27 protein-coding genes are annotated in these 26,560 nt (G+C 50.0%); 16 read left to right on the plus strand and 11 right to left on the minus strand.

The genetic code is table 11. The features are described from left to right. The first annotated feature begins 123 nt into the window (after nucleotides 1-123). Nucleotides 124-1,425: a murein hydrolase activator EnvC gene (gene envC, locus NYE92_RS14270; protein WP_259019092.1), complete on the plus strand. Its 1,302-nt coding sequence runs from the start codon at nucleotides 124-126 to the stop codon at nucleotides 1,423-1,425. Beyond that, a complete protein-coding gene (locus NYE92_RS14275) occupies nucleotides 1,426-2,337 on the plus strand; it encodes a divergent polysaccharide deacetylase family protein (protein ID WP_238493875.1) in 912 nt (303 codons plus the stop codon). Nucleotides 2,338-2,423: 86 nt separating this feature from the next. Here the strand turns inward: NYE92_RS14275 and tdh are convergent, their stop codons facing one another. Both tdh and kbl read right to left on the minus strand, forming a co-directional pair. Continuing rightward, on the minus strand, nucleotides 2,424-3,458 hold the full coding sequence (tdh, locus tag NYE92_RS14280; protein WP_013027720.1) for an L-threonine 3-dehydrogenase: 1,035 nt from the start codon (nucleotides 3,456-3,458) through the stop codon (nucleotides 2,424-2,426). Between the two features lie 9 nt (nucleotides 3,459-3,467). After that, nucleotides 3,468-4,664, minus strand: coding sequence for a glycine C-acetyltransferase (kbl, locus tag NYE92_RS14285; RefSeq protein ID WP_014594894.1), 1,197 nt, complete (start codon nucleotides 4,662-4,664; stop codon nucleotides 3,468-3,470). Nucleotides 4,665-4,892: 228 nt separating this feature from the next. Here kbl and rfaD point away from each other — a divergent pair, with 228 nt between their 5' ends. From rfaD to rfaC, 3 genes are read left to right on the plus strand one after another with little or no spacing between them, the layout of a single operon-like run. Continuing rightward, a complete protein-coding gene (rfaD, locus tag NYE92_RS14290; protein WP_014594895.1) occupies nucleotides 4,893-5,825 on the plus strand; it encodes an ADP-glyceromanno-heptose 6-epimerase in 933 nt (310 codons plus the stop codon). Nucleotides 5,826-5,842: 17 nt separating this feature from the next. Continuing rightward, nucleotides 5,843-6,901, plus strand: a complete 1,059-nt coding sequence (gene rfaF / locus NYE92_RS14295) for an ADP-heptose--LPS heptosyltransferase RfaF (protein WP_014594896.1) — start codon at nucleotides 5,843-5,845, stop codon at nucleotides 6,899-6,901. Next, nucleotides 6,889-7,857, plus strand: coding sequence for a lipopolysaccharide heptosyltransferase RfaC (rfaC, locus tag NYE92_RS14300; RefSeq protein WP_078829335.1), 969 nt, complete (start codon nucleotides 6,889-6,891; stop codon nucleotides 7,855-7,857). The genes rfaF and rfaC overlap by 13 nt, the downstream gene beginning before the upstream one ends. Before the next feature lie 34 nt (nucleotides 7,858-7,891). Here rfaC and NYE92_RS14305 read toward each other — a convergent pair whose 3' ends face one another. The 4 genes from NYE92_RS14305 to NYE92_RS14320 are packed head-to-tail and all read right to left on the minus strand — an operon-like array spanning nucleotide 7,892 to nucleotide 12,374. Next, nucleotides 7,892-9,100 carry an O-antigen ligase gene (locus NYE92_RS14305; protein ID WP_029569276.1) on the minus strand — a complete coding sequence of 403 codons (1,209 nt, stop codon included), beginning with the start codon at nucleotides 9,098-9,100 and terminating at the stop codon, nucleotides 7,892-7,894. Next, the gene (locus tag NYE92_RS14310) at nucleotides 9,097-10,266 is read right to left on the minus strand and encodes a glycosyltransferase (protein ID WP_029569277.1); all 1,170 of its coding nucleotides are present in this window, start codon (nucleotides 10,264-10,266) and stop codon (nucleotides 9,097-9,099) included. The genes NYE92_RS14305 and NYE92_RS14310 overlap by 4 nt, the downstream gene beginning before the upstream one ends. Before the next feature lie 36 nt (nucleotides 10,267-10,302). Next, the gene (locus NYE92_RS14315) at nucleotides 10,303-11,415 is read right to left on the minus strand and encodes a glycosyltransferase family 9 protein (protein ID WP_014604751.1); all 1,113 of its coding nucleotides are present in this window, start codon (nucleotides 11,413-11,415) and stop codon (nucleotides 10,303-10,305) included. Further along, nucleotides 11,415-12,374, minus strand: a complete 960-nt coding sequence (locus NYE92_RS14320; protein WP_029569278.1) for a polysaccharide deacetylase family protein — start codon at nucleotides 12,372-12,374, stop codon at nucleotides 11,415-11,417. The genes NYE92_RS14315 and NYE92_RS14320 overlap by 1 nt, the downstream gene beginning before the upstream one ends. Before the next feature lie 163 nt (nucleotides 12,375-12,537). On the opposite strand from NYE92_RS14320, the gene NYE92_RS14325 reads away from it, so the two are divergent. Both NYE92_RS14325 and galE read left to right on the plus strand, forming a co-directional pair. Further along, nucleotides 12,538-13,659 (plus strand): glycosyltransferase, encoded by a 1,122-nt coding sequence (locus NYE92_RS14325; RefSeq protein ID WP_014604749.1) that lies wholly within the window; start codon nucleotides 12,538-12,540, stop codon nucleotides 13,657-13,659. 11 nt (nucleotides 13,660-13,670) lie between these two features. Beyond that, nucleotides 13,671-14,687: a UDP-glucose 4-epimerase GalE gene (galE, locus tag NYE92_RS14330; protein WP_014604748.1), complete on the plus strand. Its 1,017-nt coding sequence runs from the start codon at nucleotides 13,671-13,673 to the stop codon at nucleotides 14,685-14,687. Between the two features lie 33 nt (nucleotides 14,688-14,720). Here the strand turns inward: galE and NYE92_RS14335 are convergent, their stop codons facing one another. Continuing rightward, entirely contained in the window at nucleotides 14,721-15,740 is a 1,020-nt protein-coding gene (locus tag NYE92_RS14335) for a glycosyltransferase family 9 protein (protein ID WP_029569279.1), read from the minus strand. Nucleotides 15,741-15,915: 175 nt separating this feature from the next. Here NYE92_RS14335 and NYE92_RS14340 point away from each other — a divergent pair, with 175 nt between their 5' ends. The 6 genes from NYE92_RS14340 to coaD all read left to right on the plus strand — a co-directional run bounded on the left by NYE92_RS14340 (nucleotide 15,916) and on the right by coaD (nucleotide 21,804). Then, entirely contained in the window at nucleotides 15,916-16,905 is a 990-nt protein-coding gene (locus NYE92_RS14340; protein WP_110015649.1) for a glycosyltransferase, read from the plus strand. A 73-nt stretch (nucleotides 16,906-16,978) separates the two neighbouring features. Beyond that, nucleotides 16,979-18,055, plus strand: a complete 1,077-nt coding sequence (rfaQ, locus tag NYE92_RS14345) for a putative lipopolysaccharide heptosyltransferase III (RefSeq protein ID WP_259019096.1) — start codon at nucleotides 16,979-16,981, stop codon at nucleotides 18,053-18,055. After that, nucleotides 18,048-19,184: a glycosyltransferase family 4 protein gene (locus tag NYE92_RS14350; RefSeq protein ID WP_029569282.1), complete on the plus strand. Its 1,137-nt coding sequence runs from the start codon at nucleotides 18,048-18,050 to the stop codon at nucleotides 19,182-19,184. The genes rfaQ and NYE92_RS14350 overlap by 8 nt, the downstream gene beginning before the upstream one ends. Before the next feature lie 90 nt (nucleotides 19,185-19,274). Further along, on the plus strand, nucleotides 19,275-20,549 hold the full coding sequence (gene waaA / locus NYE92_RS14355) for a lipid IV(A) 3-deoxy-D-manno-octulosonic acid transferase (RefSeq protein WP_029569283.1): 1,275 nt from the start codon (nucleotides 19,275-19,277) through the stop codon (nucleotides 20,547-20,549). Then, complete coding sequence (locus NYE92_RS14360; protein WP_105088035.1) at nucleotides 20,549-21,328, plus strand: glycosyltransferase family 2 protein; 780 nt, start codon at nucleotides 20,549-20,551, stop codon at nucleotides 21,326-21,328. The genes waaA and NYE92_RS14360 overlap by 1 nt, the downstream gene beginning before the upstream one ends. Beyond that, a complete protein-coding gene (gene coaD, locus NYE92_RS14365) occupies nucleotides 21,325-21,804 on the plus strand; it encodes a pantetheine-phosphate adenylyltransferase (RefSeq protein WP_014604743.1) in 480 nt (159 codons plus the stop codon). The genes NYE92_RS14360 and coaD overlap by 4 nt, the downstream gene beginning before the upstream one ends. Here the strand turns inward: coaD and mutM are convergent. The 4 genes from mutM to radC all read right to left on the minus strand — a co-directional run bounded on the left by mutM (nucleotide 21,801) and on the right by radC (nucleotide 23,999). Then, a complete protein-coding gene (gene mutM, locus NYE92_RS14370) occupies nucleotides 21,801-22,610 on the minus strand; it encodes a bifunctional DNA-formamidopyrimidine glycosylase/DNA-(apurinic or apyrimidinic site) lyase (protein WP_089517728.1) in 810 nt (269 codons plus the stop codon). The genes coaD and mutM overlap by 4 nt on opposite strands. A 69-nt stretch (nucleotides 22,611-22,679) precedes the next feature. Continuing rightward, nucleotides 22,680-22,847 carry a 50S ribosomal protein L33 gene (rpmG, locus tag NYE92_RS14375; protein ID WP_001051798.1) on the minus strand — a complete coding sequence of 56 codons (168 nt, stop codon included), beginning with the start codon at nucleotides 22,845-22,847 and terminating at the stop codon, nucleotides 22,680-22,682. A 20-nt stretch (nucleotides 22,848-22,867) separates the two neighbouring features. Continuing rightward, on the minus strand, nucleotides 22,868-23,104 hold the full coding sequence (gene rpmB, locus NYE92_RS14380) for a 50S ribosomal protein L28 (RefSeq protein WP_006121249.1): 237 nt from the start codon (nucleotides 23,102-23,104) through the stop codon (nucleotides 22,868-22,870). Nucleotides 23,105-23,342: 238 nt separating this feature from the next. Beyond that, nucleotides 23,343-23,999, minus strand: coding sequence for a RadC family protein (radC, locus tag NYE92_RS14385; RefSeq protein WP_033774669.1), 657 nt, complete (start codon nucleotides 23,997-23,999; stop codon nucleotides 23,343-23,345). A 180-nt stretch (nucleotides 24,000-24,179) separates the two neighbouring features. Here radC and coaBC point away from each other — a divergent pair, with 180 nt between their 5' ends. The 3 genes from coaBC to slmA all read left to right on the plus strand — a co-directional run bounded on the left by coaBC (nucleotide 24,180) and on the right by slmA (nucleotide 26,553). After that, nucleotides 24,180-25,400, plus strand: a complete 1,221-nt coding sequence (gene coaBC / locus NYE92_RS14390; protein ID WP_014333009.1) for a bifunctional phosphopantothenoylcysteine decarboxylase/phosphopantothenate--cysteine ligase CoaBC — start codon at nucleotides 24,180-24,182, stop codon at nucleotides 25,398-25,400. Continuing rightward, complete coding sequence (gene dut, locus NYE92_RS14395; RefSeq protein ID WP_014333008.1) at nucleotides 25,378-25,836, plus strand: dUTP diphosphatase; 459 nt, start codon at nucleotides 25,378-25,380, stop codon at nucleotides 25,834-25,836. The genes coaBC and dut overlap by 23 nt, the downstream gene beginning before the upstream one ends. Before the next feature lie 120 nt (nucleotides 25,837-25,956). Next, nucleotides 25,957-26,553, plus strand: a complete 597-nt coding sequence (gene slmA / locus NYE92_RS14400) for a nucleoid occlusion factor SlmA (RefSeq protein WP_013027741.1) — start codon at nucleotides 25,957-25,959, stop codon at nucleotides 26,551-26,553. Nucleotides 26,554-26,560 lie beyond the last annotated feature (7 nt).

Below are 26,560 nucleotides of genomic sequence, written 5' to 3' on the forward strand. Positions count from 1 at the left end.
CTGAATGGCAAAAATGTCGTGGCGCTTGTCCCTTGTCCTGATGAAAATGGATCGCACTGAGAAAGCAAAAGCCGGTCGGCAATGCTGGTAAGCAACTGTTCATCGTGGAATAATCATCGGCCTATGAAGGGAAAGACAACCGTTCTACCAACATGGACTCGTTACAACGGTCGTCCCCTGCCGTTGTTTACACGCTTGTCCGCCCTGTCTTTTAGCCTGCTTTATGCGGGCATATTGTTGTTTCCTCTACCCGGCTTATCGGCGGATGACAACAAAGCCCAGCTGAAATCTATCCAGCAAGAAATTGCCGAAAAAGAAAAAAGCGTAAAAGCCCAAAAGGTTCAGCGCAGCCAGTTACTGAATCAGCTACAAAGTCAGGAAAAGATCATTGCTCAGGCAAGTCGACAGCTACGGGAAACCCGTAACAGCCTGTCGGCCCTGAAGGGTGAGATTACCCAGGTCACCGCCTCGGTTTCCCGTCTTGAAAAGCAGCAGGCCCAGCAGGAAAAGCTGCTTGCTGAACAGCTGGACGCCGCCTTTCGCCAGGGGCAGCACAAAGGTTTGCAACTTCTGTTAGGCGGTGAAGAGAGTCAGCGTAGCGAACGTATCCTCGCTTACTTTGGCTATCTGAACACCGCACGTCAGGAAAATATCACCGCCCTGCAAACCACCCGTCAGGAATTAGCCCAACAGCGCGCCTCGCTGGAACAAAAGCAACAACAGCAGAAAACGCTGTTCACCCAGCAGCAAGAACAACAAGACAAACTCCAGCAAGCCAGCGCCGCGCGTAAAAAAACGCTCACGTCTCTGGAAAGCGCCCTGCAGAAGGATCAGGCTGACCTGGTTGAGATGCGCCAGAACGAAAGCCGCCTGCAAGATAAAATCGCTCGTGCCGAGCGAGAAGCCCGTGAACGCGCCGCCCGTGAGGCACGTGAGGCAGAAAAAGTGCGTCAGCGTCAGGTGCAGGCGAAAGCGAAAGGCTCCAGTTATCAGCCAACACAAAGCGAGCGCGAGCTGATGGCGCGAACGGGCGGACTGGGACGGCCCAACGGTCAGGATATCTGGCCGGTACGCGGACGCGTCGAACATCGGTTCGGTGAGGAACTGCAAGGCGAATTACGCTGGAAAGGCCTGGTCATTGCGGCTCCGGAAGGCACTGAGGTCAAAGCCATTGCCGATGGTCGTGTGTTGATGGCCGACTGGTTGCAGGGCTATGGTCTGGTCGTAGTTATCGAGCATGGTAAAGGGGATATGAGCCTGTATGGCTATAACCAAAGCGCCCTCGTCAGCGTAGGTGCCCAGGTGAAGGCCGGTCAGCCCATTGCGCTGGTGGGCACCAGCGGTGGTCGCGGCACGCCTTCGCTCTATTTTGAAATCCGACGTCAGGGTAAAGCGGTCAATCCAGTTCCGTGGTTGGGAAAATAAGTGTTAGTTCATCGTTACCAGATTACCGCCTTGCTGTGCGGACTGTTGCTCAGTTTCGCGTCCCAGGCCGCTAAGCTCGCCATCGTCATTGATGATTTCGGCTATCGACCCACGGAAGAAAATAAAGTGCTGCAAATGCCGAAGGCGATCTCTGTCGCGGTGCTTCCTGATGCGCCCTATGCACGTCAGATGGCCATCAAAGCGCATCAGGGCGGCCGTGAAGTTCTGATTCACCTGCCTATGGCGCCGTTAAGTAAGCAACCGCTTGAGAAAAACACCTTAACGCCTGAAATGAGCCGCGCGGAAGTCGATCGCATCATCCGTAGTGCGATCAACAATGTCCCCTATGCAGTGGGGCTGAATAACCATATGGGCAGCAAAATGACATCGAGCCTGCCGGGTATGCAAAAAGTCATGCAGGCGCTGAATCAGTACAATCTGTACTTTCTCGACAGCATGACGATTGGTAACAGTCAGTCACTGCAGGCCGCACAGGGAACGCACGTCAGGGTGCTTAAGCGTCGCGTATTTTTAGATGACAGTCAGGATATCAATGCGATTCGACAGCAGTTCAGCCGGGCAGTCAAGCTGGCCCAGCGTGATGGTTACGCGATTGCGATCGGTCATCCGCATCCCAATACCGTGCGGGTGCTGCAACAAATGTTGCCCTCGCTGCCCGCAGATATCACCCTGGTGACGCCGGGTCAGTTATTGAATGAACCGCTACGCAACGGCAACGCATCGCCAGCCAAGATCACACCACACAGCAAGCCACTTCAGGGCTTCCAGCCGCCTGGTGAATGTAAAGTGAAGCAGCCGCTGGCACCAGTTCCGGCTAGCCGTGCGCTGAGCGTTATTGGTGAAAGCATTACAGAAAGTCCGCTTTATCATCGTATTGATGAACTGTTCTAAAACACTCAGCACCAGGCATTAAACCTGGTACTGAGCAATCACATTACGCAGACAAACGTTATCTTTCTTACTCGCTACTCGGGCGATCAAGGCGACGTCCAGTCCAGAATCACCTTTCCAGACTGCCCCGAGCGCATTTCATCAAAACCCTGCTGGAAGTCATCAATCGGGTAACGGTGAGTGATAATCGGGGTGAGATCCAAACCTGACTGAATCAGCGCGGCCATCTTATACCAGGTTTCGAACATCTCACGCCCATATATGCCCTTGATAAACAGTCCTTTAAAGATCACCAGATTCCAGTCAATAGCCATTTCTCCCGGAGGAATGCCCAGTAAGGCCAACCGCCCACCGTGATTCATCACCTCAAGCAAGGTTCGGAAAGCGGGCGGTGCACCTGACATTTCTAATCCCACGTCAAAGCCTTCTTTCATGTCCAGCGCATGCATGACTTCACGCAGATCTTCTCTGGCGACATTGACCGCGCAGGTCACGCCCATCTTGCGGGCCAGTTCAAGCCGGTAGTCATTAATGTCCGTGATCACGACATTCCGCGCACCGACATGGCGGCACACCGCAGCCGCCATAATACCAATAGGGCCGGCACCGGAAATGAGTACGTCTTCACCGACCAGGTCGAAGGATAAGGCGGTATGTACCGCGTTGCCGAAGGGATCAAAAATCGCTGCCAGCTCGTCGGAAATATTGTCGGGAATTTTGAATGCATTAAAGGCGGGAATAACCAGATACTCTGCAAAGCATCCCTGGCGGTTAACGCCAACGCCTTGGGTATTTCGACAGAGATGGGTACGGCCTGCGCGGCAGTTTCGGCAGTGCCCACAGGTGATATGCCCCTCGCCCGAAACCCGATCGCCTATGTTAAACCCTTTAACCTCCTGACCAATAGCCACCACTTCACCGACATATTCGTGGCCGACAATCATGGGGACCGGGATGGTTTTACGCGACCAGTCGTCCCAGTTGTAAATATGTACGTCTGTCCCACAGATGGCGGTTTTACGAATTTTTATCAGCAGATCGTTGTGACCCGGCTCGGGAACTGGCGCATCAGTCACCATCCAGATGCCCTGCTCTTTTTTCAACTTAGCCAGTGCTTTCATGGTTAATCCTCAGGCAATGACGCCAAGTTGTTTACCAATGCGCGTGAAAGCTGCCACCGCCGTTTCGAGTTGCTGCTGGCTGTGCGCTGCTGAAATTTGGGTTCGGATGCGTGCCTGACCTTTTGGCACAACAGGATAGAAAAACCCGGTGACATAGATGCCTTCCTGTTGTAACAACTGAGCAAATTCCTGCGCGACGCTGGCTTCTCCCAGCATGACCGGAATGATGGCATGATCGGCGCCGGCCAGCGTAAAACCTGCCGATGTCATTTTTTCGCGGAAGAAACGTGCGTTGTCCCACAAACGCTGACGCAAACCGTCGCCTTCGCTTAATAAATCCAGTACGCGAAGAGAAGCCGCGACAATTGCCGGTGCCAGCGAGTTAGAGAACAGATAAGGCCGTGAGCGCTGACGCAGCCATTCCACCACCTCTGCTTTGGCAGCAGTGTAACCACCTGATGCGCCGCCCAGCGCCTTGCCCAAAGTGCCGGTGATAATGTCGACCCGGCCCATGACGTCGCAGTACTCATGCGTTCCGCGACCGGTACTTCCGACAAAGCCAACCGCATGGGAATCATCGACCATGACAAGTGCGGAATAGTCGTCTGCAAGATCGCAAATGGCGTTCAGATTGGCGATCACGCCGTCCATTGAGAACACGCCGTCCGTGGCAATCATAATGGTCTTCGCCCCGTTATCCCTGGCTTCCTTCAGGCGGTCGCGCAGTTGCGCCATATCATTGTTAGCGTAACGATAGCGCTGTGCTTTACACAGGCGTACACCATCAATAATCGATGCATGATTGAGTGCATCAGAGATGATGGCATCTTCCGCGCCCAGTAAGGTTTCAAACAGCCCGCCGTTGGCGTCAAAACAGGAGGAGTAAAGAATGGCGTCCTCCATTCCCAGAAAATCGGCGAGCTTTTTTTCCAGCTGTTTGTGTATATCCTGAGTACCGCAGATAAAACGCACGGATGCCATGCCAAAACCGTGCGAATCCATGCCCTCTTTGGCTGCCTGAATTAAGGCTGGGTGGTTGGCCAAACCCAGGTAGTTATTCGCGCAAAAGTTAATTACGGGACGATCAGGCCCGACCTCAATTTCTGCCTGCTGTGCGGAGGTAATAATACGTTCTTTTTTGAATAAACCTTCACGCTGGGCGGCGTCGAGTTGCTGCCGGATATGTTGGTAAAAATGCGCTGGCATTATCCTGCTCCTGATAAGGTGGAAATCTGGCAAATATTACTGAACATATCGCCTTTCTACGCTTAATCGACCAAAAGAATGTTAATTTTGCAGCATAGTTCACGCCATTCTGTTGGATGTGCAGGACCTTACAGAGTCATCTGGCTGTCTGGAGCGGGATGAAATGTTATGATGTAGGCATTACGTGTGAAATGTCCCGTTTCAACTCAAAACTTTAAAGGTAACAGTATGATTATCGTAACCGGCGGCGCAGGAATGATCGGCAGCAATATTGTCAAAACGCTGAACGATCGCGGTCACAACGACATTCTGGTCGTGGATAACCTTAAAGATGGCACCAAGTTCGTGAATCTGGCCGATCTGGATATCGCTGATTACATGGATAAAGAAGAATTCCTGACCTATATCATGTCAGGTGAAGATCTTGGTCCGATTGAAGCCGTTTTTCACGAAGGTGCCTGCTCAGCCACCACCGAGTGGGACGGTAAGTACATGATGGATAATAACTATCAGTACTCTAAAGATCTGCTGCACTTCTGTCTTGAGCGTGAAATTCCGTTCCTTTACGCTTCTTCTGCCGCCACCTATGGTGGACGCAATGAGAATTTCATTGAAGAGCGCCAGTACGAACAGCCACTGAATGTCTACGGCTATTCAAAAATGCTGTTCGACCACTACGTGCGTCAGATCCTGCCTGAAGCCTCCTCGCCGGTATGCGGCTTTCGCTACTTTAACGTTTACGGCCCGCGTGAAAGCCATAAAGGCAGCATGGCAAGCGTGGCGTTTCATTTAAACACGCAGATTAGCAATGATGAAAATCCAAAGCTGTTTGAAGGCAGCGACGGCTTTAAACGTGATTTTATTCATGTCGATGATGTGGTGTCGGTGAATCTGTGGTGCTGGGAGAATGGGATTTCCGGCATCTATAACTGCGGAACAGGCCGCGCCGAATCCTTCCAGGAAGTGGCAGATGCGGTGCTTAATTTTCACCAGAAAGGCCAGATTGAGTACATTCCTTTCCCTGACAAGCTGAAAGGCCGCTACCAGGCTTACACGCAGGCCGACCTGTCTAAATTACGCGCAGCGGGTTACGACAAACCGTTTAAGACCGTGGCACAGGGCGTTTCTGAATATATGGTTTGGTTAAATCGCAACGTCTAAAGGAATAGATACCGGTAATGAAAATTCTGGTGATCGGCCCGTCGTGGGTCGGCGATATGATGATGTCGCAAAGTCTCTATCGTACCCTCAAGGCCGAACATCCTGACGCAGTGATTGATGTGATGGCACCTGCGTGGTGCCGTCCTTTACTTTCACGGATGCCTGAAGTGAATCAGGCGCTGGCGATGCCGCTGGGTCATGGCGCGTTAGCGCTTGGCGAGCGCCGTCGGCTGGGCAAATCGCTCCAGGCCAGCCATTACGATCGCGCTTATGTTTTACCCAATTCTTTTAAATCAGCGCTGGTTCCCTTTTTTGCCGGGATCAAGCGCCGTATTGGCTGGCGCGGAGAAATGCGTTACGGCCTGTTAAACGATTGTCGGGTACTGGATAAAGCCGCGTTTCCGCTGATGGTTGAGCGCTATGTGGCTCTGGCTTATGACTTGCCAGTCCGCTCAGCGCGGGAACTGCCACAACCCCTGCTAACGCCTCAGCTACAGGTCAGTGAACAGGAAAAAAGTGAGACGTCCGCGCAGTTTCAGCTGACTCCCGAGCGGCCGACGATTGGTTTTTGTCCCGGTGCAGAGTTTGGGCCGGCAAAACGCTGGCCGCATTTTCACTATGCGACGCTTGCCCAGCAGTTAATCAGTGAGGGTTATCAAATTCTGCTGTTTGGCTCGGCTAAAGATCATTCCACCGGTGAAGAAATCCTGTCTTCGCTACCGGAAGCGAGCCGTGCACATTGCCGCAATCTGGCTGGCGAAACGCAGCTGGAACAGGCTGTTATTCTGCTGGCTCAGTGCCACGCAGTGGTCAGTAATGATTCGGGCCTGATGCATATTGCCGCAGCGTTAAACCGACCGCTTGTCGCCTTATATGGTCCCAGCAGCCCTGACTTTACGCCGCCTCTGTCTGACCGGGCACGTATTCTCCGTTTAATTAGCGGCTATCATCGTGTACGCAAAGGCGATGCCGGGCAGGGCTATCACCAAAGTCTTATCGATATTCAGCCCGCACAGGTTCATGAAACATTGAGCACGTTGTTGCGCGAAGTCCAGGAGGGGACATGCACGTCCTGATCGTCAAAACCTCCTCCATGGGAGACGTCCTGCATACGCTGCCAGCACTCACCGATGCCATGCATGCCCTGCCCGGAATACGCTTTGACTGGGTGGTGGAAGAAAATTTTGCACAAATCCCGACCTGGCATCCGGCAGTGGATAAGGTTCTGCCTGTCGCCATTCGACGCTGGCGCAAACACTGGTTTGGCAGCCTGCAGCGTGAAGAGCGCGTGCGTTTCAAGCGTGAGCTTCAGTCTCGTGACTACGACATCGTGATCGACGCTCAGGGGCTGATTAAGAGCGCCGCGCTTGTGACTCGTCTGGCTAAAGGCGTTAAGCACGGCCTGGACAATCGTAGTGCGAGAGAACCTTTCGCCAGTTGGTGGTATGACAAAAAGCACGAGATCAGCAAGCAACAACATGCAGTCGAGAGGACGCGTGAGCTGTTTGCTAAAAGTCTGGGTTACGATAAACCCCCGTCTCAGGGGGATTATGCAATTGCCGGCCATTTTCTGAAGCCCTTATCACAGCATGAGAGCCCTTATCTGGTATTTCTTCATGCCACTACCCGTGATAACAAGCACTGGCCAGAAGCTCACTGGCGAGAGTTGATTGAACGTGTCCGGCCAGCGGGCTTGCGTGTAAAGCTGCCGTGGGGCGCTGAACATGAACATCAGCGTGCGCTGCGTCTGGCTGAAGGTTTTGAGCACGTAGAAGTCTTGCCTAAGCTTTCTCTTGAAGCCGTAGCACAGCAGTTGGCAGGCGCAGATGCCGTAGTGTCGGTAGATACAGGGCTGAGCCATCTGACCGCCGCACTAGACAGGCCCAATATCACGTTATATGGCCCCACCGATCCGGGTTTGATTGGGGGTTATGGGCAAAATCAGTTCGTACTCAAATCCACTGATAACAATCTTAACAGTATTACTCCAGAGAAGGTGTCAAACGCGCTCGGTCCGTTACTCGACAAATAAAAAACGAGCAGAGTCAATCTGCTCGTTTTGTCTTCTATGCCTGTCTTTTAATTAACAGATAGACAGGTACCCCCAGCATAAGCACTATTGCACAGCGTAAATCAATAAATAAAGTGTCAGTCAGGCCATAAATAAAATTAGGCGTTAAGAGCAAAATGACGCCGGCAATACTTTCATTATTTTTTATGAAAATATAGGCCAGTGAAAAAAAGAATGATGCCAGTAGCAAAGCGCCCCAAATACCCCTTAAGCTAAGGCTATCAATGAATTCATTATGCATATGAAAATCTATTGCACGTAATGCTTCAGGATTTTTATGTTCATATTGATCAATATAATTTTTAATCTCAATATAACGCTGATCTGCACTTTGACCCATTGGGTGTTTTGCAAAAGCATACAGTCCTGCTTTCCATAAACTAAATCTCGCACCAAGAGAAGTATTTCCATTATTGGCATTATAATCTTTAATCTCACTTGATGTAGAGACAATTCTTTCGAAAGCATTGTAAAACGGCTTATGATTAATAAAAAAAGTGATCGCAATGATTGCAACCATCAGTAAGATAATGTTCCTGTTAATAAGTTTTGACTGAGCCAAAAAAACAAAAACCAATATTGGGTAGGTTAGTATAACAGACCGCGTCTCAGTAAGTAACAGCACATAAAACCCAAGAAGAATGACTAAGACATTCAATAAAAATGAAAACTTTGTTTTTAAAGTCGAAGTAACATATATAGCCGCAAAAGCCTGAATAGCATAGACATAGGCTACAGTAGTCGCAACAGTTTTGATTTCCAGTCGGACACCCGGGTTTTGGTAATGAATGAGAATCCCTTGCACGGAAACATATAAAAAACCTACAAGAATCAAAATCTTGGAAAACAAAAAACCATTCTTTGAGATATATTCTTTCTGTTGCGCAAGGTAGTAAATGATAACGCTCGCCATCAATATGCGAATCGCTACGTAATAATAGTTTTCATCAACTGAAAACATTACAATTGAATGGAAAAACTTAGCATGCAAGATAAGTCCTAAAGCGAGGAAGGCACTCGTCAGCGAAAAATAAAAGACGCTATCTGTCTTTAAATTCCGTCTGTTCAAAAAAATATCAAAAAATGATATTATGAATGCTATAAAAAGTGCATTGCGACAGACTGTTGACGCATTCAATGCAGTTGAAAAAGATACACAACTTAGTGCGAGTACTATTGCTGGCACTTTAAATTTTATCGTCATTTCATTTTTACCTGGGTAAGAAAATCTTCGATGTTCTTAATCATATCGTTTCTGTCAGACAGGATCATATTCCTTTGCTCAATCCCCTCCAGAAAACGCAAATAGTTTCCTTTTTGTAATATTCCTTCAATTGCATCTGCACCATCAAGATAAGAAACGATCATGGGTTTGTTAATTTTGTTATTTACAGGATCATATACAAACTTTCTTTCAACATCAGCAGGGTAGCCTGTCTGGCTAATATAGTCTTGTATGCTCAGCGTCGGTTTGATACCTATTCCGGTTACCTCATGTATATTCACTTCTGGTTGTCCGTCAACGACAGAATAAATACAGGGGACTTTATGCAACTGTGCATCAAGACAGGACAAACCAAAACTTTCTGCAACAGACAGACTCATATAGAGGTGAATAGAATCATAAAAATCACCTAAATCCTCCTGATAACCAAGGAAGCTGACATGTTTTTCTAGTCCTCTTTCTTTGACCAAAGCTCTCAAGTGCGTTTCTTCTGGCCCTTTTCCGGCAATCAAAAGACGGGCATTGATATCGCGTTTGAGTAGCTCAGCCACCATAAGCACAGAGACAGCAATCCCTTTTACACCAGCCAGTCGCGAAGCAGTCCCCAGAATTAACTCATGCTTTGACGGAGGTGTTTTGAGCCTCATATTGGCTTTAGGGACAGGTAATGTATTGGGAATAATTTTTACAGGCACACTTATCGATAATCGCATCTGCATCATCGCTTTCGATGCTTTGCTGGGAGCAATAGCGGCATCAATGTAATTTATAAATTCACGCGTGCGTTGATTATTATCGAATACCCATGACGAACCATGGTCATAATAAACGGTTTTAACGTCACGCGGCTTACCTGATAAGCGAGGTATAAGATCCCATACCACCAACACATCCGCTCCTTCTCTTTCAATTCGTTTTTTAAGGACAACTGGTCTTAAAAAAGGAGGGAATTTTATTTTAGCAAAAGGGAAAATCTTATTTACAAATTGAATGTCATGACCGACCAAAGATTGCTTGATGCTCGGGTCTACATTGTTACTTATGCAAAATATTTTATTTTGTAAATTGCTCTCGCTAATAAATTGCAAAAAGATTTTTTCAGCCCCACCCATTTTATCCAGGTTGATAATATGAATCACCTTCATAACATTATTCCCTACTATTTATTGCGTTCGATGTTGTCATAAAGGCTTTAAGACATCGAAATAATCTTCAAATGTATCTATAACCTGATCTACAGAAATGGATTTCATCGCACCATCACCTAATGTTTCGGCCTTCAGGGCAGACTGGACGCCCAGGATGGCATGGTGGATATTCAGATCTTGATAAGGCCCACTAAACACAGGCTGAGCCGTCGCAAACAGACTGAGCGTTGGTACTTTCAGTGCGATCGCGACGTGAAAAGGTCCAGTATCGCCTGTCAGTAAAGCATCAAACTGATTTATTGTTTCAACAAGTTGTGGCAGTGAAGTTTTACCAATCGTATTGACCACACGATGATGCAATTGAGGGCTCAGTTGTGCCATAAACTGCTGTCCTAAAACCACTTCTCCCGGACCACCGATTAAAACAATATCAAGATCTTCATTATGGGAGAGTGCGCGTTTAGCCACAGCGGCGAAAGAGTCGATGGGCCAGCAACGTTCAGGGGAAGATGCACCTAACTGAAAGCCTAATTTTTTTCTCTCTCGTGTCGTGAAACATTTTGGCGGCAAATGAGGCAACCGCATTTCAACGGCTGAAGTATCACACCCCAGTGGCGCAATAAGCTCCAGTTTGCGCTGTATAAGATGCCCTTTATAACCCACGGTATAGTTAGTCAACCAGCGATCAATTAGAGATTCATCATCATGATAGTTATCGCGGAAGATATAACTGGCACCAGCTAAAACAGCACTCGTATAGTCATAGGGCGCATGTGAATGAAGAATCACGGCCAATTCTGGACGGCCCTTTTTCTGAAGCGCTTTTACAAGGGCAGGCACCTGTTTAACTTTGCTATTCCAGTAGACGACGTCATCCCAGTCGTTTCCACCCGTTAAAAAATCACGAAATTTAGGATGTGCTACAAGTGTGATCCAGGCATCGGGAAAACGTTGCCGCAGGGCTCCTATCGCTGGTGTATTCATCATGAAATCTCCCAGCGCTGTCGTAGAATAAATGACAATATTTTTGAAGTCGTTTGGTTGATTATCTGATAAAAATTCAGCTCTGGAGCCTACCATGCCGTTACGTCGGGTAACTGTGCGTAAATAAAGATTTATTAATTCAAATTTCCAGCGCTTACGCATTATTCACCCTTAAACGTTGCATAATAATCCGCCAAGGTCATACCTGTCGTTTGATGCTGTAGCCAGCTAAATAATTGCTCTAAATCAGCATAAAGTTGTTCAATATCTTTTTCATTTTTGAACGTGGGGCTCCCCCCTGGCATGAACTCTGAAGAATGGAGCATAAACTCAACATAGTCTGCGCCTTCGGCGATAGACTGATTGACGACTTTTTTCATCTGTTCGAGATTGCCACCTACTGGCCTTAACCAGTTCACGGATGAAACAGGATGCTTGCCACGCAGCTTTTTCACGCCCATTTTGATGCTGTTGATAACAGGCGAATATTTATATTGAATGCTCATAGGAACCTCGAGCAATGTCGATTGGCCACTTTTAGCAATGTCATCAGGATCAATAAGATAAGCACGACGTGGAAAGTTAACGTAGTCACTTCCCCCCTTCCCGGCTGGGTTGCCCACCGAGCTGCTCCAGTTAACACGAGGTGTTACTGAGCAATCAACCTGATAACCGAATTCCGTCAACAAACTGGCATAATATTCGTTAAATGCCCAGCGCCCGGCGCGATGGCTGAGCATTTTAGTTTGAAAGGTATCCTCAAGAAGCTGAGTCATGTACTTAACTTTCTCCCTGATGACTGCATGAGGATATTCGATTAAGTATGGCTTATGCCGCCAGTCGTCGCCGGTGAGGTCATGCAGAGGTGGACTATTCCACGCATGGAGATGCATCCCAACTTCACCCTGGCCACGCGCAATAACATCCTTTGCAAATTCAACGTAGACAGGATCGACGGCCATTTCATAGTTAGTCAACCAGGTAGGTTTAAAGCCATATTTCTCGCATAAAGACTGAAATCGCGGCAGGAAAATCGCATTTCGTGTAGTGATGCTGTCATGATTCTCCCAAAGATTATCGCCTTCAGTATCGATAGTAATGAGAAATGCAAGTCTTGACATAATGGCTTTAATCCCAAAAAAATGAATAGCTATGTTACGCACCAGACCTCATCTGCGCAAATTCATTTAGTTACCATGAATTATAAAAACTTTAATCATAGCAATGACATAGATACTAGATTAAGATTTTGATAACAATTTTAGGACTCGGGCAGGCATTATCATGACAAGACATATTCTTTTTATCATTGATGGCTTACCGGGTGGTGGCGCTGAAAACGTGACGTTAACCCTGGCTGAGGGCATCGCGCATCGCGGTTATCCGGTCACACTGATATCGCTTAGTAAGAAACTAGACTACACCATTCCCGGCAATATTGACTACCGAGTGTGTCACGATAATGGTACAGGTCCGCTTCGCAAGTTAACTGAACTCTCACGCCGGGCACGCCAGCTTGATGACAGGCTTGAACTACTTTTTGCTGAAAAAGGGCCACCCGCGCTTGTCATTTCAAGCTTGCATAAAACCGATCGTATTGTTGTCAGGTCTCGCCTGTTACAGGAATGTAATGTCTGGCACTGTATCCATGGTATTTTTTCCCGTTCGTACCTTGGTAATAAAAATGCGTTTTCTCGTTATTTAAAAAAATACAAAATTCAACGCACCTATCACCAACGCAATATTGTGACGGTTTCTGAAGCCGTAGGGGAGGACATGATCAATAATGTGGGCGTCAGGCCTGCCAAGAGGTTGACCATTTATAACCCTTTTGATTTTGATAAAATCAAACAACGTTCGATGGGACACAATCCCTTTGCAGGTGAAAACTACATTCTGCATATTGGCCGTCTTCATCAGGTTAAGCGACAGGACCGTCTTCTTGAAGCATTTGCTATGGCTGACATTCCCACCAAACTCATTATCCTCGGTCAGGGAGAGAAGTCGGTTACGGAACAACTTAACGCGCTTATTGTCAGACTTAACCTGCAGGATAAGGTGGTGTTGGGCGGGTTTATGTCCAATCCTATACCCGTACTAAAAGATGCGCGTTTATTTGTGTTGAGTTCGGACAGTGAGGGCTTGCCTACAGTATTGATCGAATCACTGGTTTGTGAGACACCTGTTGTCAGCACCGCTTGCCCTGGAGGGGTGAAAGAAATCATGGTGGGTGAACTGGCCAGCTATCAGTCTGCACTTGATGCCTCTTCATTAGCCACTAAAATCCGCCATGGCTGGCAGTCTCCGCCTGACATTACGCCTGCAATGTATGCTAAATTTGACATCAATCTTATCATCGAACGTTATCTCAGCCTGATGGCCGATAAAAATAGCGACTCGAAATAACAAGGAACGATATGGCTATCCTGGTTACCGGCGGCGCCGGTTATATCGGTTCACATACTGTGCTGACCCTTCTGGAGGCAGGTCACGAAGTTGTCGTCATAGACAATCTTTGCAATGCATCTTCAGAGTCAATTAATCGTGTGGAAGCCCTTAGTGGTAAATCGCTGGCTTTTTATCAAGCCGATGTACGCGATGTAGATCAGGTCAGAGCCATTTTTTCTCGTCATGCTATCTCATCGGTTATTCACTTTGCCGCGCTAAAGTCCGTTGGTGAGTCGGTGTGTAAACCGCTGGAATACTACGACAATAATTTAAAAAGCACGATGGTTCTTGTGGCGGAAATGCGCCGGGCGGGCGTCAATAATTTAATATTCAGCTCATCTGCCACCGTTTACGGCCAACCAGAATGTATACCTTTGCGAGAGGATGCACGCATCGGTGGCACGACTAATCCGTATGGCACAACTAAATTAATGATTGAACAGATATTGCAGGATTACTCGCGAGCCTGTCCCGATTTCTCTGTGATTATTTTGCGTTATTTTAATCCGGTGGGGGCACATCCATCCGGTATGATCGGCGAAAATCCCAATGGTGTTCCGGCAAATCTCGTACCTTATCTTACGCAGGTCGCCGTCGGTAAGCTGGAAAAATTATTGATCTACGGCAATGATTACCCCACCAAAGACGGAACCGGAGTCCGGGACTATATTCACGTAATGGATGTTGCTGAAGGCCACCTCAAAGCACTCGATGCGGTTAACTGCCGACAAGGTGTAAGCATATACAATCTCGGCACCGGTATCGGCTATTCTGTTCAGGATATCCTGCGTGCGTTTGAAAAGGTTATCGGGCGACCAGTACCACATGAGATTGTTTCCAGACGAGACGGCGATATTGGTGAGTGTTGGTCAGATCCTTCCCTGGCAAAACAACAGCTTGGCTGGCAGGCAAGGCGCAATCTGGACGATATGGTAAAAGATGCCTGGCGCTGGCAATTAAGTCACCCTGAGGGGTTTAAATCCTGAGCTGGACAAAACATGTTATCCAGCCGTTTTTCGTTAGATGGACTCAAGTCGTTGCCAGGCCAGCCAGGCCTGGTCGACACTGATATCCGTGCTCTCCCCAGAGTCAGTCTGAAGAATTTCATGTTTTCCTGACCATGGGTGCCAAAGTGCAGCATCCGTATCGCCGAAAAACACCACCTGCTTTTTATGCAGTGCTGCTGCGATGTGCATTTGTCCACCATCACTGCACAGTATTTGTTTACAACAGTTAAAGCCTGCCATAAGTTCACGAATCGTTGCTGTTGGATATGCAGCAACGCGTTCTGAATTTACTTTAGTTAACAATGCCTCTACGCGAGCCTGATCGCCAGGATCGTTGGGATCCAGCGTTCCCTGAGGTGACCAAAAAATTAAAATGTGTGCATCCGATTCATCTAACAATTTTTCGATCAATTGCGCATAGCTTTCCAACGACCAGCGACGCTTGGCCGAACGACTACTAATGTGAATGCCATAAAAACTTTGTCCCCGAGGAAAAAAAACCTTGATACGTTGTTCTGCTTCTTTTTTTTCTGTATTCGTTAAATAAATTCGCACATCAGGAACGACAAGACGTAACGACGTCAATGCGGTGAGATAACTAAACGTTTGTTCAACCTGATGCTGGCCTGAAAAATCGCCCTTGTCGAAACATTTTGTCAGACCATCGCCTTTTTCACCTGCGCCAATGATATGTTGTGCGCCCGCCATACGCGCGAGGCGAAGGCTGTATTTACAGGGAACCGGATTAGCCAGTACAGCTGCATCGAAATGCGTCTTGCGTAAAGCCCAGAAGATTTTTAAACGGTGCCAGTAAACGCCCACTGCGCTTTCATTCTTACTGCGATGTTTGGCTTTTTTATAGACATGCAGCGCGTCAATATGCGGGTTATGCAGCACCACATCCTGCGCCACTTTATTTACCAACAGCGTCAGTTTAGCTTCAGGAAAGGCTGTCTTTATGCCTTCCAGTAACGGTGTGGTACAAACCATATCACCAATGTTGTCGCGCCTTATGACGAGGATATTTTTCATATTGTACCTGGTTATACGTACCTGACCGGACTGGAGCGTACACACGCCATAAAGTTGCGAAAAAATAAATTTCTGCTACCTATCAAGGTTTGACCCTAAATGCACAAAAAGTTCTATCGGCATTCGTAATAATGTCGGCGGAAATCCGTCTCTTTTCACTTGAAGTTATGCTGCTGTGTCACAAAATTCGCCTTTACTATCGATAATCACACCAATGTTTAACGCTGGTGCCATGTTTGAGACATTTATTCAGTCTTTACTGGCTCAGACGCTGACATCTCTGGAAATCATCCTTGTCGATGATGGATCGACTGACGGCTCGGGTGAGAGAGCGGATGACTACGCACAACGTCATCCTCATATCCGGGTCATTCACCAACCTAATGGTGGTGTATCACGTGCACGCAATGCCGGGCTGGCTGTTGCATCCGGTAAGTACGTAACCTTTCCAGACGCTGATGACACCATGAAGCCAGAGATGTATAAGACACTGGTCGATATGGCAGAGGCAGACGATCTCGATGTGGCGCAATGCAATGCCGAATGGTTTTTCCAGGCTAGCAATGAAACCCAGCCGTTGATACCGCCTGAACGACTCTCAAGCACATCCGTCCTTAGCGGCCCTGAGTGGCTTAACAAGGCGCTGAAGACTCATCGCTATAAACATGTTGTCTGGCTCGGTATTTACCGACGCGAACTGATTGAAAAACTGAAGCTAAATTTTGAACCCGGCCTGCACCATCAGGATATTCCGTGGACCACAGAGTTCATGCTGAATGTAAAACGCGCGCGCTATACCGATAAACAGCTGTATCGCTACTATCTGCACGATGCTTCAATCAGCAACCGCAAGCGGACCGGCCTGCGTAACGTTGAATATCAGCGTCACTATCTGAAAATTGCGCAAATGCTGGAGTCAATTAACAGCCGCTATCGCCATAAGGTAAAAATTTATCCGGCCTTTCACTATCAGATTACTTACGAAGCCCTGAGCGTCTGTCACAGTATCCGACGCGAACCGGACGAATCAGCGCGACAGGCGATGATTGCCGATATCTTCGCGACCCAGACACACACGCGTATGCTGCGTAATGCGCGCGGTGTAAAACAGTGGTATCACCTGCTGCTATGGCTGGGTCGAATTTATTACTGGCGCAGGAAATAAGCGGCGTCACTTGCTTTAACCTCAAAAGGGTTTGCCCTACAATCGGCTCACTGAATTCTGAGAGCATTTGAGTATGACAAGCCCGATTCCAGTCCAGTTTGCACCCAAAAAAATTCTGTTAATCAAACTACGTCATCACGGCGACATGCTGCTGACTACGCCTGTCATCAATGCTTTGCATCAGCATTATCCGCAGGCCAGCATTGATGTCCTGCTCTACAAAGAAACCCGGCCCATGCTGGAAGCACATCCTTCTGTCCGTCATCTGCACATCATCGATCGAAACTGGAAAAAGGAAGGTGGCTGGCAGACGTTTCGCCATGAAGTCGCACTGGTCTCAGCAGTGCGAGCCTGTCATTACGATTTGGTGATTAACCTTGCCGATCAGTGGCGCAGTGCCATTCTCACCGGACTGTCTGGCGCGCCGGTACGCATTGGATTCGCGTTTAAAAAGCGTGATAACGCCTTCTGGCGCGGATGCCACAATCATTTGGTTACCACTGAAAATCATGAGCACTTACATACGGTTGAACAGAACCTTTCCGCTCTGTCACCGCTGCAGATTTCAGCCGACGGTGCCAGAGCCTCGATGCACTTCAGCCCGGACGATGCGTTAAAAGTGCAGAATATGCTGCTTCAGCAGCAGGTGAAGCCCCCTTATATCGTGCTGCAGCCTACCTCCCGCTGGCAGTTCAAATGCTGGGAGGAAGACAAGGTTGCAGCCACTATCGACCAGCTGGCTCAAGCCGACCGAAAAGTCATCCTGACAGCAGGACCGGATGATAGTGAGCTGGCGATGGTTGAGCGGATTCTGGCGCAGTGCCAGTCTCCGCATGTTATCTCGCTGGCAGGCACACTCTCTCTGCCACAACTGGCTGCACTTATTGCTCGCGCTCAGCTCTTTATCGGCGTTGACTCAGCCCCGATGCACATGGCCGCCGCGCTCGACACGCCCTGCATTGCGCTTTTCGGCCCGACAAAACTGCAGCACTGGCGCCCCTGGGGTGACAACAATCGGGTCATCTGGGCTGGTGACTATGGCCCCCTTCCTTCTCCGGATTCCATTGATACTCGTACCGAACAACGTTACTTGTCCGTTATCCCGGTTGAGGACGTCGTTACCGCAGCAAGGAGCTATCTAAATGAGTAAGTTACGCCTGGCGATTGTCCGGCAGAAATACCGCCCTGATGGCGGGGCCGAACGCTTTATTTCACGCGCGCTGGAAGCCCTGGGTAGCGAAAAACTGGATCTCAATATCATCACCCGAAGCTGGGAAGGAAAGCCCAACCCGGACTGGCACCTGCATATCTGCAATCCAGGGAAACTGGGACGGGTTTCACGTGAACGCGGTTTTGCCCACGCGGCGCGGGCCTGCTGGGAACGTGAAAAGTTCGATATTGTTCAAAGCCATGAGCGTATCGCTGGTTGTGACATCTTTCGGGCAGGCGATGGCGTTCATCGTGTCTGGCTTGAACAACGGGCACGTATTGTTTCGCCCCTTCAGCGTCTTAGCGCCAGCCTCAGCCCATATCATCGCTATGTTCTGCAGGCAGAAGCCGATATGTTTAACTCCCCCGCACTGAAAGCGGTGATATGTAATTCTGAGATGGTAAAAAAAGACATCCTGCGCTGCTTCGCACTGCAGGCTGACAAAATACATGTCATTCACAACGCCATTGATTCAACGCGCTTTCAACCTGCGACAGAGGCCGCCCGCCATGCGGTTCGGACACAGCTGAATCTGCCCGCTAACGCGACTGTTCTGATCTATGTGGGTTCGGGATTTGAACGTAAGGGCCTCAAAACCGCCATTGAAGCGCTGGCCAAAAGTAACCGCTATCTGATCGTGGTCGGCCAGGACAAACAGGCAAAACGTTATCAGCAGTTAGCCAGTCAGCTTCACTGCAGTGAGCGGCTTCGTTTTGTCGGCGTACAGCAGGATGTGCAGCCCTATTACCATGCTGCTGATGGATTGCTTCTGCCCACCCTTTACGATCCTTTTCCCAACGTGGTGCTGGAAGCCATGGCCTGCGGGTTGCCGGTGATCACCAGCACCGGGTGTGGCGGCGCTGAATTTATTCGCGAAGGTCAGGAAGGGTTTGTTCGTGATGCGCTGGATGTAAAAGGACTCAATCAGGCCATTAATGCCCTTTCTGCTTTAACCGTTGACGGCAGAATGGGCGAAGCAGCAAGACGCAGGATTGAACCTTACACGCCGCAAAACCTGGCACATTCACTGAACAGGCTCTATCAGCAGGTCCTGAGTCGCCACGCATGATGTGGGATGAGTGATTATGCTGTTTCTGATAAGATGCTGTATTCTGACTTTAATCTGCTTTTTTGACGCCAACGTGTCATAACGGTAACTATGACGACCATTTACACCGCATTGCTTTATCTCATTCAGCCACTTATTTGGCTGCGCCTGTGGCTGCGCGGTCGTAAAGCTCCTGCCTACCGTAAACGTTGGGCAGAGCGTTATGGCTATTGCGCCGGAAAAGTGAAGCCTGAAGGCATCGTTTTACACTCGGTTTCCGTGGGCGAAACCCTGGCGGCAGTGCCGTTGGTGCGCGCGCTGCGTCATCGCTATCCAACGCTACCTATCACCGTCACAACCATGACGCCAACCGGTTCTGAGCGTGCGCTATCTGCTTTTGGCAAAGATGTGCATCATGTTTATTTGCCTTACGATCTCCCCAACGCCATCAATCGCTTTCTTGATACGGTCAATCCACGCTTAGTGATCATTATGGAAACCGAGCTGTGGCCTAACATCATTCGTATCCTGCACCAGCGCCATATTCCCTTGGTGATTGCTAATGCCCGACTTTCGGAACGATCGGCTAAAGGCTATCGCAAGCTTGGCAAGTTCATGCGTAATCTCTTACAAAGTATCACGCTGATCGCCGCACAAAACGCCGAGGACGGTGAGCGGTTTATGCAACTCGGTCTGAAGCGCTCGCATCTGTCGGTTACCGGCAGCCTGAAGTTTGATATTTCTGTTACGCCCGAGCTGGCCGCAAGAGCAGTAACGCTACGCCGGCAATGGGCGCCCCGTCGCCCTGTCTGGATTGCCACCAGCACTCATGAGGGTGAAGAAGCTATCCTGCTGGATACGCACCGTCGCTTATTACAAACCTTTCCGGATTTGCTGCTGATTCTGGTGCCGCGTCACCCGGAGCGTTTTAACGATGCCCGAGAGCTGACGCAGAAGCGCAACTTCAGTTTTACCCTGCGCAGCAGCGGTGAAATCCCATCCGGCTCAACGCAGGTTGTGATTGGCGACTCGATGGGTGAACTGATGTTGCTGTATGGCATTGCCGATCTGGCCTTTGTTGGCGGCAGCCTGGTTGAGCGCGGTGGTCATAACCCGCTCGAACCCGCCGCTCATGCTATTCCTGTGCTTATGGGCCCCCATACCTGGAACTTCAAAGATATTTGTAGCAAGCTGCAACAGGCACAGGGGCTGATTACCGTTACTGATGTCGCATCGCTGGAAAAAGAGGTGACGAACCTGCTGCAGGACGATGATTATCGTCGCTACTACGGACGCCATGCCGTAGAAGTGCTGCATCAAAACCAGGGTGCCCTTCAGCGTTTGCTGCAGTTACTTGAACCACACCTGCCGCCACGAGCCCATTAATGACATCCACTCGCCAACGCCTTTCAGTCGTGATGATTGCCAAAAATGAAGCAGAGCTGCTGCCCGACTGTCTTGCATCAGTGAGCTGGGCCGATGAGATTATCGTGCTGGATTCTGGCAGCACAGACGACACGATGGCGCTGGCCCGGGCAGCAGGCGCGCAGGTTTTTCAGGCGACGGAATGGCAGGGCTACGGCAAACAGCGCCAGCGGGCGCAGAGTTTTGCCAGTTGCGACATGATTTTGATGATCGACGCCGATGAGCGAGTCACGCCAGAGTTACGTCAGGCCATTGAACGGGTGCTCGAGGCCCCGCCAGGCGACACCGTTTACAGCTTCAGCCGCAGTAATCTTTTTTTGGGGCGATTCATGCGCCACAGCGGCTGGTACCCTGATCGAGTGATGCGTCTTTACCCACGTACGTTAAGCTATAACGATAACAGCGTGCATGAGTCACTCAACACCGAAGGCGCCTCCGTGCAGGCCCTCAAAGGCGATTTACAACACCTGACCTGTCGTAACCTGATGGCTTTCCAGCGTAAGCAGCTGGCCTATGCGGAGGCCTGGGCACAGGAACGATTTCAGCGCGGAAAAACCTGCAGCCTGTTTTCGGTCTTCAGTCATGCGCTCAGCGCCTTCGCGAAAACGCTGCTGCTGCGTGCCGGCTTTCTTGATGGTAAACAGGGTTGGCTGCTGGCGGTCGTCAATGCCCAGTACACCTTCAACAAATATGCAGCGCTATGGGCGCTGACTCATGCTTCGGCGAAAGGGCGCACATGACCACGAAAGCTATTTATCCAGGCACCTTCGATCCCATCACATTAGGCCACATCGATATTGTGACGCGTGCTGCGCAGATGTTTGACCGGCTGGTCGTAGCCATTGCCGCCAGCCCGAGCAAAAAGCCCTTATTCACGCTTGATGAAAGAGTTGCGCTGGCGCGTCAGGCGACCGCGCATCTGGCGAACGTTGAGGTGACAGGTTTCAGCGATCTGATGGCGAACTTTGCCCGCACTCAGCAGGCAAACATTCTGGTGCGCGGATTGCGTGCCGTGTCGGATTTTGAATATGAGACACAGCTGGCGCGTATGAACCGGCATTTGCTGCCGACGCTGGAAAGTGTGTTTTTGATGCCATCGGAAAACTTTTCTTTTATCTCTTCTACCCTGGTAAAAGAAGTGGCGCGGCACGGCGGCGACGTCTCGGCCTTCCTGCCCGCGCCTGTCCACCAGGCTCTGCTGGCAAAACTGCCTTAGTGTTGACAGTTGGGGCACCAGTAAGTACTGCGTTGCCCATGCTTGCCACTGACAATCGGTGTGCCACATGCTCTGCAGGGCTCTCCCGCGCGACCATAAACCTGTAGCTCTTGTGCAAAATAGCCCGGTTTGCCATCACTTTGTAAAAAGTCGCGTAATGTTGTTCCGCCCTGCTCGATTGAGCGCAACAGTACCGCTTTGATGGTATTCGCTAATATCGCCGCATCTTCATGGGAAAGGCTCATTGCGGGTCGATCAGGAATGATCCCTGCCGTAAACAGTGACTCACTCGCATAGATGTTACCCACGCCAACGACAATTTTATTGTCCATTAGCCACTGCTTAATCACCGTTCGCTTTCCGCGGGATTTTTCAAACAGATAGTCACCACTGAAGGCTTCACTCAGCGGCTCTGGGCCGAGGTGTGCCAGTACGCTACTGCCGGCCAGGTCACTGCTCCACAGCCAGGCGCCAAAACGCCGGGGATCGGTATAGCGCAGGACTTTACCGTTGCTCATGACCAGGTCGACATGATCGTGTTTGGCTACGGGCAACTCTTCTGAAAGGACACGTAAACTGCCTGACATACCCAGGTGGATAATAATCCAGCCGTGCGGCAATTCGAGTAAAAGGTATTTGGCACGACGTTGAACGCTCAGCACAGGCTGATCGCTTAACGCCAGGATTTCTTGTGACACTGGCCAACGCAAACGCGCATTGCGCACGACTGCGTGAAGAATTGTCTGACCAACCAGATGTGGCTCAATGCCGCGTCGGCTGGTTTCTACCTCTGGCAACTCAGGCATAACCTCTCCCCTGCGCATTACACAAACAAAAAACCCGGCCTGAGCCGGGTTTTTTGCAGAAAACCAAAATTACTTAATTTTGGCTTCTTTGTAGATCACATGCTGACGTACAACCGGATCGAACTTTTTCAGTTCAAGTTTCTCTGGTTTAGTACGTTTGTTCTTCGTGGTGGTATAGAAGTGACCTGTACCAGCAGAGGAAACCAGCTTGATCTTCTCACGAATACCTTTAGCCATGATTCAGTTCCTTAGTACTCTTAGTACTTCTCACCACGGGCACGCATGTCGGCTAACACCGTATCAATGCCCTTTTTATCAATAATACGCATACCTTTTACAGATACACGCAGAGTAACGAAGCGCTTCTCGCTCTCAACCCAAAAACGGTGTGAGTGCAGGTTCGGAAGGAAACGGCGTTTCGTCGCGTTCATTGCGTGGGAACGGTTGTTACCGGTCACCGGACGCTTTCCAGTTACCTGGCAGACTCGTGACATGTCTATTCTCCAAAAATCAAATCAGCTCGAGCTTTAAAAATTAGGTTTTGGCCGCCTCGTCAGGCTTACAGCCCGCCAGGCGAGTTCCATGGAACCCGCTAAGCTGGCCTAACCGCCAAACCCGAGATTCTCAAAGGTGGCGTAGTATACGCCGCTCGGCCCAAGTGCTCAAGTCCCGAACAGATAAAGATCCCGAATGATCGTGTAAAAATCCGCCACCTGGACCAGATTTTCAGGCTCAGAGCCATCCCCGCTCGGTAAATGAGACCGATTCACCCCGTCCAATCACTAAATGATCGAGCACGCGAATATTGACCAGCCGACAAGCTTCGCAGATTTTAACGGTAATGTCGCGGTCAGCCTGACTCGGCTCGGCTCTTCCTGACGGATGATTGTGTGCGATGATTAACGCTGCGGCGTTAATTTTAAGCGCCTCGCGCACAATTTCGCGCGGATGCACTTCCACACTGTTAATCGAGCCTGAGAACATTTGCCGGGCGGTTATCACCCTGTGTTGATTATCCAGAAACATCACGACGAAAATCTCACGTTCCTGCTCTGCTAACAGCGTTTGCAGATACTGGCGTGTCGCAAGCGGGCTGTCGAGGGTATTTTCACGGGCCAACTGGCTGGCGAAAAACCGTTTAGCCAGCTCAGCAACGGCACGTAGCTGAATTAGCTTAATTTCCCCCGCCCCTTTGATTCCTTTGAAATCCTCCGCACTGGCGTTCACGATGTTGTAAAGCGACCCCAGCTCTTGCAACATCTGCTGCGCCAGCTTCATCACCGGTACGCCTCTTGAACCCGTACGTAAAAAGATGGCCAGCAGTTCTGCATCGCTTAATGCATCTGCGCCCAGTCGCTTAAGTTTTTCCCGTGGTAGAAAATGATTCATTGCTGCTCTCCCTGTCGCCCCCTGTATCATCCTCTGTCAGTTAACACGCGACCAGTGAGCAAATGTGATTCTTCGGCACTTCTCGCAAACGCAGCCTTAGAACAGGTGACGGCAAGGTTTTGTGATAAAATTCGCCCATTCCGCCGTGGCTGTACGGCAACTGAAAACGAGGTCAACTGCATGATGGGATTAGCCGGTAAAAAAGTGCTTTTAGGTGTAAGCGGTGGCATCGCAGCCTATAAAACCCCCGAGCTGGTGCGCCGTCTGCGCGATCGCGGTGCCGATGTGCGCGTGATGATGACCCATGCAGCAAAAGCGTTTATTACGCCCCTCAGCCTCCAGGCCGTATCGGGCTACCCGGTAATGGACGATCTGCTCGACCCGGCAGCCGAGGCCGCCATGGGCCATATTGAGCTGGCCAAATGGGCCGATCTGATTCTGCTGGCGCCCGCATCCGCGGATTTAATCGCGCGCGTGACAGCCGGTATGGCGAACGATTTAGTGACAACCGCAGTGTTGGCTACCGCGTCGCCTGTCGCGATTGTGCCGGCGATGAATCAACAGATGTACCGCGCAGCCATTACGCAAACGAACCTGACGACGCTCCAGGCGCGCGGCGTATTCATCTGGGGGCCTGACAGCGGCAGCCAGGCATGCGGCGATGTCGGGCCGGGCCGCATGCTCGACCCACTGGCTATCGTTGACCATGCGGTTCAGTGGGCCAGCCCCGTCAACGATCTGCAACATCTCAACATTATGATTACCGCCGGCCCGACTCGTGAAGCCCTCGATCCCGTGCGCTATATCAGCAACCACAGCTCAGGAAAAATGGGTTTTGCCATTGCGGCCGCGGCCTCCAGACGCGGTGCCAGCGTCACACTGATTAGTGGCCCGGTTAGCTTAGCAACGCCCGTGGGCGTTAAGCGGGTGGATGTAACGTCGGCACGGGAGATGCAGTCTGCGGTGATGGATGAGATAAATAAACAACATATTTTCATTGCAAGCGCAGCCGTGGCAGACTACCGGGCAGCCGACATTGCGGATGAGAAAATCAAGAAACAGGATGACGATGATAATGTCACCCTGCAGCTCATTAAAAATCCCGATATCGTCGCGGGCGTTGCCGCATTAACGCAGGGCCGGCCTTTTGTGGTTGGATTTGCGGCTGAAACCCAGAATGTGGAAGAATACGCCCGAAAAAAACGCGCGCGTAAAAAGCTGGACCTGATCTGTGCTAACGACGTGTCGAAAGCTGGACAAGGGTTCAATAGCGACACCAATGCTCTTCACCTTTTTTGGCAGGAAGGAGAAAAGACCTTACCGCTCAGCGATAAGTCACTCCTTGGTCAACTTTTAATAGACGAGATTGTCAGCCGTTATGATGAAAAAAATAGACGTTAAAATTCTGGATGCGCGCGTCGGCAAAGATTTTCCATTGCCGACCTATGCGACACCGGGTTCCGCTGGGTTAGATCTTCGTGCCTGTATTGATGACGTGATGGAAATCGCCCCCGGGACTACAACATTAATCCCTACCGGCCTGGCTATCCATATTGCCGATCCGAGCCTTGCTGCTGTCATCCTCCCACGCTCAGGACTGGGCCATAAACATGGCATCGTACTGGGTAACCTGGTGGGGCTTATTGATGCCGATTATCAGGGTCAACTGATGGTATCGGTATGGAATCGGGGTCAGGAAAGCTTTACGCTACAGCCGGGCGACCGCATGGCCCAGCTGGTTTTTGTTCCTGTCGTTCAGGCCGAATTCAATCTGGTAGAAGAGTTTGATGCCAGCTTGCGCGGTGAAGGCGGCTTCGGTCACTCAGGTCGTCAGTAACCAGCACTACCTATTTTCACTTACGCTCATCATTTTATTTCTCATCGCCATAGGTGTTTATCTTGTGGCTGATGCGTAGGTGTTGCCTGTTTATGGTGAAATTCAGGGGTTTTTAAGGGCATGGCAGAAAAAAAAGTCGTAAAGCGGAATCGTCGCGAAGAGATTTTGCAGGCGCTGGCGCAGATGCTTGAGTCCAGCGATGGCAGCCAACGAATCACTACCGCGAAGCTCGCGGCCAACGTCGGTGTTTCGGAAGCGGCGCTGTATCGTCATTTTCCCAGCAAAACACGGATGTTTGACAGCCTGATCGAATTTATTGAAGACAGTCTGATTACCCGCATCAATCTCATTCTTAAAGATGAAAAAGAAACAATGGCGCGCCTGCGTCTTATTGTGCAGCTGATTCTGGGGTTTGGTGAGCGTAATCCGGGGTTGACACGTATTTTAACGGGTCACGCGCTGATGTTTGAACAGGATCGTTTACAAGGGCGCATTAACCAGCTGTTTGAGCGCATTGAAGTCCAGCTACGTCAGGTGATGCGTGAGCGGAAAATGCGAGAGGGTGAAGGCTTTCAAACCGATGAAGCATTATTAGCCAGTCAGCTACTGGCTCTGTGTGAAGGATTACTGTCGCGTTACGTTCGCTCGGAGTTCCGCTTTAGTCCCACCGCTGACTTTGACACCCGCTGGCCGCTGATTGCGGCACAGCTGGTGTAACAGGCAG

The organism is Pantoea sp. B566 (assembly GCF_024793925.1).
GTDB lineage: Bacteria > Pseudomonadota > Gammaproteobacteria > Enterobacterales > Enterobacteriaceae > Pantoea > Pantoea ananatis.

Coding starts and splice junctions, on each gene's coding strand:
- dut (WP_014333008.1), top strand. CDS start 25,378: ATGATGAAAAAAATAGACGTTAAAATTCTGGATGCGCGCGTCGGCAAA.
- NYE92_RS14305 (WP_029569276.1), bottom strand. CDS start 9,100: ATGACGATAAAATTTAAAGTGCCAGCAATAGTACTCGCACTAAGTTGT.
- rpmB (WP_006121249.1), bottom strand. CDS start 23,104: ATGTCACGAGTCTGCCAGGTAACTGGAAAGCGTCCGGTGACCGGTAAC.
- NYE92_RS14360 (WP_105088035.1), top strand. CDS start 20,549: ATGACATCCACTCGCCAACGCCTTTCAGTCGTGATGATTGCCAAAAAT.
- rfaF (WP_014594896.1), top strand. CDS start 5,843: ATGAAAATTCTGGTGATCGGCCCGTCGTGGGTCGGCGATATGATGATG.
- NYE92_RS14325 (WP_014604749.1), top strand. CDS start 12,538: ATGACAAGACATATTCTTTTTATCATTGATGGCTTACCGGGTGGTGGC.
- NYE92_RS14335 (WP_029569279.1), bottom strand. CDS start 15,740: ATGAAAAATATCCTCGTCATAAGGCGCGACAACATTGGTGATATGGTT.
- envC (WP_259019092.1), top strand. CDS start 124: ATGAAGGGAAAGACAACCGTTCTACCAACATGGACTCGTTACAACGGT.
- slmA (WP_013027741.1), top strand. CDS start 25,957: ATGGCAGAAAAAAAAGTCGTAAAGCGGAATCGTCGCGAAGAGATTTTG.
- kbl (WP_014594894.1), bottom strand. CDS start 4,664: ATGCCAGCGCATTTTTACCAACATATCCGGCAGCAACTCGACGCCGCC.
- coaD (WP_014604743.1), top strand. CDS start 21,325: ATGACCACGAAAGCTATTTATCCAGGCACCTTCGATCCCATCACATTA.
- NYE92_RS14320 (WP_029569278.1), bottom strand. CDS start 12,374: ATGTCAAGACTTGCATTTCTCATTACTATCGATACTGAAGGCGATAAT.
- rfaQ (WP_259019096.1), top strand. CDS start 16,979: ATGACAAGCCCGATTCCAGTCCAGTTTGCACCCAAAAAAATTCTGTTA.
- galE (WP_014604748.1), top strand. CDS start 13,671: ATGGCTATCCTGGTTACCGGCGGCGCCGGTTATATCGGTTCACATACT.
- NYE92_RS14315 (WP_014604751.1), bottom strand. CDS start 11,415: ATGCGTAAGCGCTGGAAATTTGAATTAATAAATCTTTATTTACGCACA.
- NYE92_RS14350 (WP_029569282.1), top strand. CDS start 18,048: ATGAGTAAGTTACGCCTGGCGATTGTCCGGCAGAAATACCGCCCTGAT.
- coaBC (WP_014333009.1), top strand. CDS start 24,180: ATGATGGGATTAGCCGGTAAAAAAGTGCTTTTAGGTGTAAGCGGTGGC.
- rpmG (WP_001051798.1), bottom strand. CDS start 22,847: ATGGCTAAAGGTATTCGTGAGAAGATCAAGCTGGTTTCCTCTGCTGGT.
- waaA (WP_029569283.1), top strand. CDS start 19,275: ATGACGACCATTTACACCGCATTGCTTTATCTCATTCAGCCACTTATT.
- rfaD (WP_014594895.1), top strand. CDS start 4,893: ATGATTATCGTAACCGGCGGCGCAGGAATGATCGGCAGCAATATTGTC.
- NYE92_RS14310 (WP_029569277.1), bottom strand. CDS start 10,266: ATGAAGGTGATTCATATTATCAACCTGGATAAAATGGGTGGGGCTGAA.
- tdh (WP_013027720.1), bottom strand. CDS start 3,458: ATGAAAGCACTGGCTAAGTTGAAAAAAGAGCAGGGCATCTGGATGGTG.
- radC (WP_033774669.1), bottom strand. CDS start 23,999: ATGAATCATTTTCTACCACGGGAAAAACTTAAGCGACTGGGCGCAGAT.
- rfaC (WP_078829335.1), top strand. CDS start 6,889: ATGCACGTCCTGATCGTCAAAACCTCCTCCATGGGAGACGTCCTGCAT.
- mutM (WP_089517728.1), bottom strand. CDS start 22,610: ATGCCTGAGTTGCCAGAGGTAGAAACCAGCCGACGCGGCATTGAGCCA.